This is a genomic window from Variovorax flavidus, from assembly GCF_030317145.1.
Lineage (GTDB): Bacteria > Pseudomonadota > Gammaproteobacteria > Burkholderiales > Burkholderiaceae_C > Variovorax > Variovorax flavidus.
Genome location: NZ_JASZYE010000002.1, coordinates 692319 through 704245, shown reverse-complemented (window position 1 = coordinate 704245; position 11927 = coordinate 692319). Strand labels below are relative to the sequence as shown.

Here is an 11927-nt window from a genome sequence, read left to right as displayed (position 1 = left end):
GACGTCCATGGGATCCGCCATCCAGCCCAAGGCCTCGTCGCGGCAGCGGGCGATCAACGAACTCAAGGAGGTCGCGATCATCACGGCCTACCTCTTCGTCGTCATCGCCACGGTGAACGTGATGAAGGCCGCCGTACTTCGCGATCACGGCATCGACCTGGCGTACTGGGGCGTTGCCATCGTGAAGGCCCTGTTGCTCGCCAAATTCATGCTGGTGGGCAAGGCGCTGAAGATCGGGGAGCACAACACCCGAGGCCCGCTGATCTGGCCGACGCTGCAGAAGGCGCTGGCCTTCGCGCTGCTGTTGTGCGTCCTGACGCTCATCGAGGAGATCATCGTGGGCTGGTTCCACCACCGCACCATCGGCGACTCCCTGAGCGAACTGTTCGGCGCGCGTCTGGCCGAGACGCTGGCCGGCATCCTCATCCTCGTGCTGGTGCTCATCCCCTACTTCGCCTTCCAGATGCTGTCTGAAGCGTTGGGCGAACGCAGGCTGCTCGCCATGTTCCTGCTGGACCGGCATGCGGGAGAGAAAGAGATGAGCTCCGGCAACGAGAATTCCCGGTGATCTACCTGTACTGCGTTTACCTGCTCGACGCCTAGGCGGCCGCAAGTAACGATATGAGGTTTTTGTTACTGCAGGAGCCACTGCTTCCAGATTCATCTCGTCCAGTCCGGGATCGGCAGCGGCTCGAACGGCGGATGCAGCAGTGCCAGTTGGCGAAACTCCTCCTCCCATCGCCCCGCCGGAAAATTCACGGGATCGCGTGCGGCCAGAAACGGCACGTAGTGGAAGTGGTTGATCTTGCGCGTGAGCGGCACGGGCTCCAGCGTGGCCTCGCCGCGCAGGTGCGACATGAGCGTGCGGGCCAGCATCGCGTAGGACCAGGGCGCGACGCCGGTCGATTCGAGCCCCGCGGCCAGAAAGTAGAGGCCAGGCTCCGACATCGCGAGGACACCGCAGCCGCATTGCGCGACCAGTTCCTCATGCCGGCGGATGCCGGACAGCGCTTCGTTCGCGAAGAAGCTGAGGTCGATCTCGTAGCCCGTGCCCCAGAGCAGCAGATCGGCATCCACCGTCTCGCCCGTCGAGAGCGTCACGGTGCGGCCCTGGATTCGCGCCACTTCGGCACGGTGGCGCTCGATCTTCGGGAAGTTCCCGATCATTCGCCAGCGCGCCGGGATCAGTTGATGACGCCCCAGATCGAATGCGTCCTCGGGCTGGATGTCCTGGAGTCCGAACTTGGCATAGCGGGCGACGAGCTCCGCATGAAACCCAACGCTGAGCTGGTCGACGCTGGCACCCTCCATCTGGGCCTTGGCCATCCTGCGCGGGCTGCCCGCCTCGTTCTTGGGCTTGAGACTCGGCATCATCCAGCGCGGGTTCCGGTAGACCCAGATCACGCGGCGCGCCTCGTGCTCGAAGCACAGGTCGAGCAAGTCATAGGCGGACGCACCGCCGCCGACCACGACCACGTCGCGTCCTCGAAGATCCGACGCTTCGCGCAACTGCGATGAATGCAGTTCACGCAGCGTGACGGACTCCCGCTCGGGCTCGGGGATGAACGGTCGGTTGTGAGCGCCGGTCGCGCTGATCAGATGTTTCGCGCGGAAGGTGCTTTCCGCCGTCTCGACGACCCATTCGTCACCGATGCGGCTGGCGCGCGTGACCTCGATGCCGAGCCGCATCGAGCTGGCCAGGCCAAAGCGCTCGACCCATGCCTGGATGTTGTCGCGGATGCTGGCCTGGTCCTCGCCGGCAATCGGCAGATCGCCCAAGGTCCAGTCGCAACGGCCAAACTGGATGTCCTGCCACGGCGGGAGCGTGGCCCAGAGACCCCCGACCACGTTCTGGCGCTCGACCAGCAACGCGTTCAAGCCCGCCTTGCGCGCGTAGTAGAGGCTCATCACCCCGCCGATGCCCGCACCGATGATGAGGAGGTCCAGCGGAACATCGCTCGAAGGCTCTGGTGCATTCATCCGGCGCTCCCTGGGGACATGCGAAGGGCCGATGGTAGGTCAGCGTTGCGTTGGTGGATACCCTCGATTCGAGCGCAGGGCGCGCACTTCCAGCGGTCATCGTGCAGCGCGGGCCCGGTCTTCTTGTTTCGCACCCTCGCGCCGGCTAATCTGCCGCCGACCACCTTCACCTCGGGGCCGGCCCATGAACATCTCAGGCAGCACACGCGTCTTCCTCATCCTGGGCGACCCCGTGGCGCAGGTCAAGGCTCCGCAGGCCTTCAACCACCTCTTCCGTGAACACGGCGTGGACGCGGTGCTGGTCCCTGCCCATGTGTCGCCGGCCGACTTCGCCGCCTTCGTGACGCAGGCCTTGAAGGCGCACAACATCGACGGCCTGTGGCTCACGATTCCGCACAAGAGCAGCATCATCCCGCTGCTGGACCATTGCGATGCCCTGGGGCTTGCAGCCGGCGCAGTCAACGCGGCGCGGCGCAACGCCGACGGGTCGATCGAAGGCGCCCTGTTCGATGGGGTGGGCTTCACCAAGGCCCTGGACCACTGGGCGATTCCGATCGAAGGACGGCGCATTCTCGTGGTGGGCGTGGGCGGCGCCGGCGTCGCGATCGCAGCCTCGCTGGCGGCACGCCGCGCCGGATGCGTCGCGCTCTCCGCGAGGAATCCCGGCCCGGCGATCGAAGTGGCTGGACGCTTGCAAGAGCGCTTCGGATGCGAGGTGGTGTCGGTCGCGACGCCCGATCCTGCCGGCTACGACCTGGTCATCAACGCCACGCCGCTCGGGCTCGACCCCGGCGATCCGCTGGCCTTCGACGTCGCGCGGCTGGACGCCGGTGCCAGCGTGGTCGACATCCTGATGAAGAACCAGCCCACGCCACTGCTGCGCGCGTGCGAGGCACGCGGCATCCGGGCCTATACAGGCTTCGAGATGCTGATCCAGCAAGTGCCCGAATATCTTTCGTTCTTCGGCATGGAGGGTATTTCCCGGGAGGTCGCCGCGGACCTGTCGGGCGTTCGCGCGCTGTTCGGCCCCTAGAGCAGAGGCCGCAGGGACTGTGCGGTTTCGCTCAGGACCGGCACCAGCCTCGCGATGACCTGCTCGCGCGACCACGAGTGCATCTGCAGCGTCATGCTGATCGCGGCGACGGCCACGCCGCGCCGGTCGCGCACGGCCATGGCGACGCCGAGCAGGGCGGGGTCGAGGTGTTCCTCGATGATCCAGTACCCGAGCTCCCGGGCCGCACGGACGTGCTGCAGGAAGACCGCCGGATCGGTCACCGTCTTCGACGTGTAAGCCGTGAACACATGCTCGCCGACCCAGCGCTGCAGCTTGCTGTCGTCGAGCGTTGCGAGCAGCGCGACCCCCGGCGTCACCACGTGGGCCGCGACGCGCAAGCCGGGGTAGAAGCCGACCGACACCAGCCGCGGGCTGTTGCTGCGCGAGATATAGACCACGTCGTGGCCTTCCAGCACGCTCACGTTGACGGTCTCGCTGGTGCGGGCCGAGAGGTGTTCGATCGCGGGCTGGACCAGCCGCGGCACCCGCGCCGCATCGAGGAAGCTCTCACCGAGCCGCAGCACCCGCGCCGTCAGCCAGAACAGCTTGCCGTCGGTGTTGGCATAGCCGTGATGGCACAGCGTCAGCAGATGGCGGCGCGCCGCGGTGCGCGACAGTCCCGTGCGCGCGGCCACCTCGGAGGCGCTCATGCGCGAATGCGCTGCATCGAAGGCCTCGATCACCGAGAGGCCGCGGGCCAGGCCTTCGATGTGGTCTTCCGGTTCGATCGGGAAAGCATCGGTCGAACTCGTCGAGGAAGCATGTGCGGACATCCGTAGAAACCATCTAAACGAACGTTGATCGGACGGGTGCGGCCGCCAAGCGGTCAGTGCGCAAGGCGCAGTCATTGTGCCGGAATGGCATGCTCGTTACGCTTGTCCTCCGCTTCGGGTCCTCCGGACTTCTACCAAGGGAATCGACATGCACCGCTCCATCGCCACGGTCTCGCTGAGCGGCACGCTGCGCCAGAAGCTCGAAGCCATCGCGGCCGCGGGCTTCGATGGCATCGAGCTGTTCGAGCCCGATTTCGTCCAGTTCTCCGGCGGCGCCAGCGAGTTGCGGACGATGCTGTCCGACCTGGGCCTCAGCCTCGACCTGTACCAGCCGTTCCGGGATTTCGAGGGCATGCCGCCGGCCCAGTTCGAGCGCAGCCTGGACCGGGCCGAGCGCAAGTTCGACCTGATGGAAGCACTCGGCGCGCCGCTGGTGCTGGTGTGCTCGAACACGTCGCCCCTGTCGCTCGGCGAGGCCGATCTCGCCGCCGAGCAGCTGCGCGAGCTGGCCGAGCGCGCAGCGCGGCGCAACCTGCGCATCGGCTACGAAGCGCTCGCCTGGGGCCGCCACGTCAACCGCTTCGGCCAGGCCTGGGAGCGGGTGCGGCGGGCCGACCATCCGAACCTCGGCCTGATCCTCGACAGCTTCCACACGCTGTCGCTGAATGACGATCCGTCCGGCATCGCGGACATCCCGGGCGACAAGATCGCCTTCCTGCAGATGGCCGATGCGCCCCGGCTGGCGATGGACGTGCTGCAGTGGGCACGGCATTTCCGCAACTTCCCCGGCCAGGGGCAGTTCGACATGGTGGGCTTCCTGGAGGTCGTGCTGCGCGCCGGCTACACGGGCCCGCTGTCGCTGGAGATCTTCAACGACATCTTCCGTGAGACGCCGAACCGCCGCACCGCGACCGACGCGATGCGCTCGCTGCTCCTGCTGGAAAGCGAAGTCCGGTCGCGTCTGGCGTCCGCGCCGGCGAAGGCCACGCCGGCGGCGCGCGTCGAGTTGTTCGATCCGCCCGCCATGCCGCGGCTGACGGGCTTCCGCTTCCTGGAGTTCGCGGTGGACGAGGCTGCTGCGGCCGCGCTCGGCACCGTGCTCGAACAGATGGGGTTCCGGCGCGCCGGCCGGCATCGCAGCAAGCAGGCCACCCTGTATGCGCAGGGCGACATCCGCCTGGTGGTCAATGCGCAGCCCGATTCGCTGGCGCGGCAGCGCTTCGATCAACAGGGTCCGTCGGTCTACGCGCTGGGGCTCGGGACGGCCGATGCGGAGCTGGCGGCCAGCCGCGCCGCGGCCTTGCTCTCGGCACGCTTCGACAGCCCGATCGGACAGCACGAGATGCGCCTGCCGGCCATCGTGGCGCCCGGCGGCACGGTGATCCACTTCGTGCCGGACCCGTCCCCCGTCGGCTTCGACCAGGTCGACTTCATCCCCGACGCCGATGCCGGCGAAGGCGAACCGCTTCTGCAATGCGTGGACCACCTGGCGCTCGGGCTCGCCCAGGACCAGCTCGACAGCTGGGTGCTGTTCTGCCGCGCCGTGCTGGGACTGTCGCCAGGCGACAGCCTGGAGCTGGCCGACCCCTTCGGCCTGATCCGCAGCAGCGGCCTGGCCAATGCGGACCGCACGCTGCGCTTCGTGCTCAACGTCTCGCTGAGCCAGCGCACGCGCACGGCGCGCACCGTGGCGTCCAGCGGCAGCGGCGGGAGCGTCCACCACATCGCCTTCGGCTCGGCGGACATCTTTGCCGCCGTCGAGCGGATGCGCCAGCGCGGGACACCCTTCGTGCCGATCTCCGCCAACTACTACGACGACCTGGCCACGCGCTTCGACATCGCAGCGCCGGTGCTCGAACGGATGCGCGCGCTCGGCATCCTCTTCGACCGCACGCCCGATGGCGACTACTTCCACATCTACACGGAAAGCTTCGGCGACCGGTTCTTCTTCGAGATCGTCCAGCGCGCCGGCGCGTACGACGCCTACGGCGCACTGAACGCACCGGCACGCATGGCATCGCAAGCGCAGCAGGCCGGCGCGGGCTGATCGCCGCGCCGGGCTCCCCATGAGGGATCACCCTTGATTGAAGCGATCACCGGACAGGTTGTCCGCAGGGCGAGCGTGGAGCGCATGACCTGTATTGCGGTGGCCCCGCATCAGGACTAACGTCCACTGGACCCCTGCTCTGTCATGCAGGCTGCCGTATGCCGGTCGGCAGCCCGAAATTCCCAATCGGCAAGTCGACCTTGGAGACATCGAATGACAAGTGCAACTGACCACGAGCCGCACGGCACGCATCAGACGAAGAAGGCCACAGCCAGCGGCTGGATAGGCTCGGCGCTGGAGTACTACGACTTCTTCATCTATGCGACCGCCGCCGCGCTGATCTTCCCGCAGGTGTTCTTTCCGAGTTCGGACCCCAAGGTCGCGATCATCGCGTCGCTGGCGACCTACGGCGTCGGCTACGTGGCGCGGCCCATCGGCGCCTTCTTCCTCGGCCACTGGGGCGACACGCACGGGCGCAAGATGGTGCTGGTCATCTGCATGTTCCTGATGGGCTTCTCGACCGTGGCCGTCGGCCTGCTGCCGACCTACGCCCAGGTCGGCCTGTGGGCGCCGGCGATGCTGGTGGTGCTGCGGCTGATCCAGGGCTTTGCGGTGGCCGGCGAGATCTCCGGCGCAAGCTCGATGATCCTGGAGCACGCGCCCTTCGGCCGGCGAGGCTACTACGCCAGCTTCACGCTGCAAGGCGTGCAGGCCGGCCAGATCATGGCCGCGGCGGTGTTCCTGCCGCTGGCGCACTACATGCCGGCGGAGGCCTTCAACTCCTGGGGCTGGCGCATTCCGTTCCTGATGAGCTTCATCGTCATCGTGGCCGGCTACATCATCCGGCGCGAAGTCGAGGAGACACCGGCCTTTGCCGAAGAAAGCGCCGAGGGCGGCGTGCCCAAGGCACCTGTGATCCAGGCGGTCACCGAAAGCTGGCGCGACATGCTGCGCGTGATGCTCTGCTCGCTGATGAACGTGATCCCGGTGGTCGCCACCATCTTCGGCGCCGCCTACGCGGTGCAGCCGGGCTACGGCATCCGCTTCGAAAAGGACGTGTACCTCTGGATCCCGGTGATGGGCAACATCGTCGCCGTGCTGGTGATCCCCTTCGTGGGCAACCTGTCGGACAAGATCGGCCGCAGGCCGCCGATCATCATCGGCGCGCTGGCCTCGGGTCTGCTGTCCTTCGCCTACCTCTACGCGATCAGCATCCACAACGTGCCGATGGCGATCGTCATGTCGCTGCTGATGTGGGGCGTGGTCTACCAGGGCTACAACGCCGTGTATCCGAGCTTCTATCCGGAGATGTTCCCGACGCGCACCCGCGTCTCCGGCATGGCCATCTCGCAGAACCTGGGCACGGCAGTGACGGCCCTGCTGCCGGTGCTGTTCGTGACGGTCGCACCTCCGGGGGCCGTCAACATCCCGATGACCATCGGCCTCATCACGCTCGCCATCTGCGTCGTGGCGGCCATCTCGGCCTGGACCGCACGCGAAACCTACCGCGTGCACCTGAACGATCTCGGCAACAAGACCGCGGTGCCTGTGCCCAAGGACGAGTACGCCCGTATCCGGGAAAAGGCCCTCGGCGAGAAGCCGAAGATGACCAACGTGGCTGCCTAGCCCGGTGGAGGAGCGAGCGATGTCCAGAGCACCCGTCGCCGGCGACGAATTCACGATGCGCGACACCACGTCGCACCCGCCGGCCTATGCGCCGGCCTACAAGACCAGCGTGCTGCGCAGCCCGCGCAACGCGTTGATCTCGCTGCAGCAGTCGCTGTCGGAAGTGACCGCGCCGGTGTTCAGCGCCGAGGAGCTGGGCCCGCGCGACAACGACCTGATCATGAATGCCGCAAAGGACGGCATGCCGGTCGGCGAACGCATCATCGTGCACGGCTTCGTGCGCGACCAGTATGAAAGGCCGGTGGCCAATGCGCTGGTGGAAGTCTGGCAGGCCAACGCCAGCGGCCGCTACCGGCACAAGAAGGACCAGTACATCGGCGCGCTCGATCCGAACTTCGGCGGCTGCGGCCGCATGCTGACCGACGCGAACGGCTACTACGCCTATCGCACGATCCGCCCGGGCCCCTACCCGTGGCGCAACCGCGTCAACGACTGGCGACCGGCGCACATCCACTACGCAATCTCCGGCGATGGCTGGGTGCAGCGGCTCATCACGCAGATGTACTTCGAGGGCGATCCGCTGATCGCCAGTTGCCCCATCCTGCGCATCGTGCCGAGCGAGGAGCAGATCCGCGGGCTGATCGCGATGCAGGACACGAGCGCCTTCGTGCCGCTGGACAGCCGGGCCTATCGCTTCGACATCGTGCTGCGAGGCCGGCGCGCCACGCTCTTCGAGAACCTCGTTCAGGGAGAAGCGCAATGACGGGCGTACTTCGCGAGACCGCGTCGCAGACGGCGGGCCCCTACGTGCACATCGGCCTCGCGCCGAACCAGGCCGGCTTCGACATCTTCGAGAACAACTTCGGCAACGTGCTGGTCACGCAGAAGACGAAGGGTGAGCGCATCCGCATCGAGGGCACGGTGTTCGACGGCTCGAACACGCCGGTGCGCGACGTGCTGATCGAGTGCTGGCAGGCCAACGCCGAAGGCAAGTACAACCATCCGGGCGACCGGCAACCGGGCAAGAAGATCGATCCGGCCTTCCGCGGCTGGGGCCGCGCCTGCAGCGACTTCGACACCGGGCTCTACAGCTTCGAGACCATCAAGCCCGGCGTCGTGCAGGGTCGCAAGGGACGCCCGATGGCGCCGCACATCTTGCTGTGGATCGTGGCACGCGGCATCAACCTGGGCCTCAACACGCGGCTGTACTTCAGCGACGAAGCCGAGGCCAACGCCAAGGACCCGGTGCTCAACCTGATCGAGTGGGAAGTGCGCCGCAAGACCCTGATCGCGCAGCGCGAGACGCGCGGGGACTCGGTGGTCTACCGCTTCGACATTCGCCTGCAGGGCGAGGGAGAGACGGTGTTCTTCGACATCTGAACGAAGCGCCCCGCGCGCTGCAACGCTCCGAAACCGACAACAACCCGCGAGGAGACGCGCCATGCCCAACATCGCCTATCGCAACACCGACGACCCCGAACTGGCGGAGCTCGTCGCGACGATCCGCGCGCGACGATCGAGCGGCAAGCTGCTCAATCTCGACCGCATGCTGCTACACAGCCCCGAGTTCGCACGCGGGTGGAACTCGATGTTCGCGGCCATCCGCAACCAGATGCAGGTGCCGCGCCACATCAACGAGCTGGCGATCTGCGCCGTCGCGCGGCTCAACCACGCCGACTACGAGTGGCTGCAGCATGCGCCGGAATTCCTCGCGGCCAAGGGCACGCAGGCGCAGCTCGACGCGCTCGACGACGTCACTTCGGCCTGCTACGACACCGAGCTGTTCGACGACCGCGAGCGCGCCGCGCTGCGCCTGACGCTCGACATGACGCGCCAGGTGGCCGTGCGGCCCGAGATCATCGAGCGGGCACGGGTGCTCTTCGGCGAGCAGCAGCTGGTGGAGCTGATGGGCACCATCGCCGGCTACAACATGGTCTCGCGCTTCCTGGTCGTGCTCGGCATCGACGCCGCGGGGGAATGACACCATGGCCGCCGACACGCCAGCACGCGACGATGAAGGCCTGGAACGCCGCGCGGCGAACCATGTGCCGCTCTCGCCCCTGACCTTTCTGGAACATGCCGCGAAGGTCTATCCGCAGAAGGTGGCGGTGGTCCACGACGACCGGCGCATCAGCTATGCCGAGCTGTACGAGCGCTGCAAGCGCTTGGCTTCGGCCCTGAGCCGGGCCGGTGTCGGCCTCGGCGACACGGTCGCGATCATGGCGCCCAACGTGCCCGCCATGCTGGAGGCGCACTACGGCGTGCCGATGGTCGGCGGGGTTCTCAACACGATCAACACGCGGCTCGACGGACCGGCCATCGGCTTCGGCCTGAAGCATGGCGCGGCCAAGGTGCTCATCGCGGACCGCGACTTCGCCGAAGTGGTGCGCGTGGCGCTCAAGGAAGTCGAGGTGCCGCCGCTCGTGATCGACATCGTCGACCCCGCGGGCAAGAACGGCCATCCGGACGCGATGGCGGTCGGCAAGCTCGACTACGAGGCCTTCCTCGCGCAGGGCGACCCCGACTTCGCGTGGCAACTGCCGGCGGACGAGTGGCAGTCGATCGCGCTGAACTACACCTCGGGCACGACCGGCGATCCCAAGGGCGTGGTCTATCACCATCGCGGCGCCTACCTCAACGCCATGGGCAATGCGCTCGCCTTCGGCCTGACGCCCGACACCGCCTACCTGTGGACGCTGCCGATGTTCCACTGCAATGGCTGGACCTACACCTGGGCCGTGACGCTGGTCGGCGGCACGCATGTCTGCCTGCGCCAGGTCGAGCCGGCGCGCATCTTCGAGCTGATCGGCAGCGAGCGCGTGACGCACTTCTGCGCCGCGCCCATCGTGCTGAACATGATGATCCATTCGCCAGCCAAGCCCTCCGCGCGCTACGCGCACGTGGTCGAGGTCGCGACCGGCGGCGCCGCGCCGCCGAGCGCGGTGATCGAGCAGATGGAGCAACTGGGCTTCAAGGTCACGCACCTCTACGGACTGACCGAGACCTACGGCCCCGCCACGCTGTGCGCCTGGCAGCACGACTGGGACGGCCTCGATCTCGCAGGGCGCGCGGGCAAGATGGCGCGCCAGGGCGTGGCCATGCCGACGCAGCAGGAAGTCACAGTGCTCGATGCCGAGACCGGCGAACGGGTGCCGGCCGACGGTGCGACGGTCGGCGAGATCGCGATCCGCGGCAACACCGTGATGAAGGGCTACCTGCGCAATCCGCAGGGCACCGAGGAGGCTTTCAAGGACGGCTGGTTCCGCTCCGGCGACCTGGCGGTGATGCATCCGGACGGCTACATCGAGATCAAGGACCGGCTCAAGGACGTCATCATTTCCGGCGGGGAGAACATCTCCTCGCTCGAAGTCGAAGAGGTGCTCTACCGACATCCGAAGGTGATGGAAGCCGCCGTGGTCGCCAGGCCCGACGAGAAATGGGGCGAGACGCCCTGCGCCTTCGTCGCGCTCAAGCCCGACGCCGGCCCTGCCACGGCCGAGGAGATCATCAAGTGGTGCCGCGCCAACCTGGCGAGCTTCAAGTGCCCGAAGCACGTGGTGTTCGGCGAACTGCCGAAGACCTCGACCGGCAAGATCCAGAAGTTCCTGCTGCGCGAGCAGGCCAAGTCCCTCTGAGCCAGCTGGAGCAAGCACATGGCAGACCGAATCGAAAGCATGTTCAGGGTCGACGGCCGGCGCGCGCTGGTGACCGGCGCCTCCAGCGGGCTCGGCCGCCGCTTCGCGCGCACCCTGGCGCTGGCGGGTGCCGAACTGATCGTCGTCGCGCGGCGCGCCGACAAGCTAGGCGGGCTGGTCGAGGAGATCGGCAGCCTCGGCGGCAAGTGCCTCGCGGTGAGTCTCGACGTGACCAGCGCGGCGAGCGTGCAGGCCTGCTTCGACGAGATCGAGCGCTCGGCTGGCGGGCCCGCCGACATCGTGGTCAACAACGCGGGCGTGACCGTCACCAAGCCGCTGTTGCAGCACACCGAGGAAGACTGGGACTCGGTGGTCGGCACCAACCTGAAGGGCGGCTGGATGGTCGCGCAGGAGGCGGCGCGCCGGCTGGTGGCCGCGAAGAAGGGCGGCAGCATCATCAACATCGCATCGATCCTCGGCGAGCGCGTGGCGGGCGGCGTGGCCCCCTACGCGGTCTCGAAGGCCGGGCTGGTGCAGGCGACCAAGGCGATGGCGCTCGAACTCTCGCGCTACGACATCCGCGTCAACGCGATTCTTCCGGGCTACATCGTCACCGACCTGAACCGCGACTTCCTCGAAAGCGAAGCGGGCGAGAAGCTGCGCTCGCGCATCCCGACGCGCCGCTTTGGCCGGCTCGAGAACCTGGACGGCCCGCTGCTGCTGCTGGCGAGCGATGCCGGCCGGCACATGACGGGATCGGTGCTCGCAGTCGACGGCGGGCATCTGGTGAGCTCGCTGTGAGCCGCGACAAG

At 67.4% G+C, this 11927-nt stretch carries 11 protein-coding genes; 9 read left to right on the top strand and 2 right to left on the bottom strand.

The genetic code is table 11. The features are described from left to right. Nucleotides 1-7: 7 nt before the first annotated feature. Nucleotides 8-568, top strand: coding sequence for a hypothetical protein (locus QTH90_RS14005; protein ID WP_286665151.1), 561 nt, complete (start codon nucleotides 8-10; stop codon nucleotides 566-568). Between the two features lie 92 nt (nucleotides 569-660). Here the strand turns inward: QTH90_RS14005 and QTH90_RS14000 are convergent, their stop codons facing one another. Next, the gene (locus QTH90_RS14000) at nucleotides 661-1980 is read right to left on the bottom strand and encodes an FAD-dependent oxidoreductase (RefSeq protein WP_286665150.1); all 1320 of its coding nucleotides are present in this window, start codon (nucleotides 1978-1980) and stop codon (nucleotides 661-663) included. Between the two features lie 184 nt (nucleotides 1981-2164). Between QTH90_RS14000 and QTH90_RS13995 the strand changes: the two genes are divergently transcribed. Next, entirely contained in the window at nucleotides 2165-3013 is an 849-nt protein-coding gene (locus QTH90_RS13995) for a shikimate dehydrogenase family protein (protein WP_286665149.1), read from the top strand. Here the strand turns inward: QTH90_RS13995 and QTH90_RS13990 are convergent. Further along, nucleotides 3010-3807: an IclR family transcriptional regulator domain-containing protein gene (locus tag QTH90_RS13990; protein WP_286665148.1), complete on the bottom strand. Its 798-nt coding sequence runs from the start codon at nucleotides 3805-3807 to the stop codon at nucleotides 3010-3012. The two genes, QTH90_RS13995 and QTH90_RS13990, sit on opposite strands and share 4 nt — an antisense overlap. 148 nt (nucleotides 3808-3955) lie before the next feature. Between QTH90_RS13990 and QTH90_RS13985 the strand changes: the two genes are divergently transcribed. The 7 genes from QTH90_RS13985 (at nucleotide 3956) to QTH90_RS13955 (ending at nucleotide 11916) form a co-directional block, all read left to right on the top strand. Further along, nucleotides 3956-5854 (top strand): bifunctional sugar phosphate isomerase/epimerase/4-hydroxyphenylpyruvate dioxygenase family protein, encoded by a 1899-nt coding sequence (locus QTH90_RS13985; protein ID WP_286665147.1) that lies wholly within the window; start codon nucleotides 3956-3958, stop codon nucleotides 5852-5854. A gap of 213 nt (nucleotides 5855-6067) precedes the next feature. Continuing rightward, nucleotides 6068-7480: an MFS transporter gene (locus QTH90_RS13980; RefSeq protein WP_286665146.1), complete on the top strand. Its 1413-nt coding sequence runs from the start codon at nucleotides 6068-6070 to the stop codon at nucleotides 7478-7480. 19 nt (nucleotides 7481-7499) lie between these two features. After that, nucleotides 7500-8243, top strand: coding sequence for a protocatechuate 3,4-dioxygenase subunit beta (pcaH, locus tag QTH90_RS13975; RefSeq protein ID WP_286665145.1), 744 nt, complete (start codon nucleotides 7500-7502; stop codon nucleotides 8241-8243). Further along, nucleotides 8240-8860, top strand: a complete 621-nt coding sequence (gene pcaG, locus QTH90_RS13970) for a protocatechuate 3,4-dioxygenase subunit alpha (protein WP_286665144.1) — start codon at nucleotides 8240-8242, stop codon at nucleotides 8858-8860. The genes pcaH and pcaG overlap by 4 nt, the downstream gene beginning before the upstream one ends. Nucleotides 8861-8921: 61 nt before the next feature. Continuing rightward, the gene (locus tag QTH90_RS13965) at nucleotides 8922-9461 is read left to right on the top strand and encodes a carboxymuconolactone decarboxylase family protein (protein ID WP_286665143.1); all 540 of its coding nucleotides are present in this window, start codon (nucleotides 8922-8924) and stop codon (nucleotides 9459-9461) included. Nucleotides 9462-9465: 4 nt separating this feature from the next. After that, nucleotides 9466-11115, top strand: a complete 1650-nt coding sequence (locus QTH90_RS13960) for an acyl-CoA synthetase (RefSeq protein ID WP_286665142.1) — start codon at nucleotides 9466-9468, stop codon at nucleotides 11113-11115. A gap of 18 nt (nucleotides 11116-11133) precedes the next feature. Then, the gene (locus QTH90_RS13955) at nucleotides 11134-11916 is read left to right on the top strand and encodes an SDR family NAD(P)-dependent oxidoreductase (protein WP_286665141.1); all 783 of its coding nucleotides are present in this window, start codon (nucleotides 11134-11136) and stop codon (nucleotides 11914-11916) included. The last annotated feature ends 11 nt before the right edge of the window (nucleotides 11917-11927 follow it).

Coding starts and splice junctions, on each gene's coding strand:
- QTH90_RS13995 (WP_286665149.1), top strand. CDS start 2,165: ATGAACATCTCAGGCAGCACACGCGTCTTCCTCATCCTGGGCGACCCC.
- QTH90_RS13965 (WP_286665143.1), top strand. CDS start 8,922: ATGCCCAACATCGCCTATCGCAACACCGACGACCCCGAACTGGCGGAG.
- QTH90_RS14000 (WP_286665150.1), bottom strand. CDS start 1,980: ATGAATGCACCAGAGCCTTCGAGCGATGTTCCGCTGGACCTCCTCATC.
- QTH90_RS13980 (WP_286665146.1), top strand. CDS start 6,068: ATGACAAGTGCAACTGACCACGAGCCGCACGGCACGCATCAGACGAAG.
- QTH90_RS14005 (WP_286665151.1), top strand. CDS start 8: ATGGGATCCGCCATCCAGCCCAAGGCCTCGTCGCGGCAGCGGGCGATC.
- QTH90_RS13990 (WP_286665148.1), bottom strand. CDS start 3,807: ATGTCCGCACATGCTTCCTCGACGAGTTCGACCGATGCTTTCCCGATC.
- QTH90_RS13960 (WP_286665142.1), top strand. CDS start 9,466: ATGGCCGCCGACACGCCAGCACGCGACGATGAAGGCCTGGAACGCCGC.
- pcaG (WP_286665144.1), top strand. CDS start 8,240: ATGACGGGCGTACTTCGCGAGACCGCGTCGCAGACGGCGGGCCCCTAC.
- pcaH (WP_286665145.1), top strand. CDS start 7,500: ATGTCCAGAGCACCCGTCGCCGGCGACGAATTCACGATGCGCGACACC.
- QTH90_RS13955 (WP_286665141.1), top strand. CDS start 11,134: ATGGCAGACCGAATCGAAAGCATGTTCAGGGTCGACGGCCGGCGCGCG.
- QTH90_RS13985 (WP_286665147.1), top strand. CDS start 3,956: ATGCACCGCTCCATCGCCACGGTCTCGCTGAGCGGCACGCTGCGCCAG.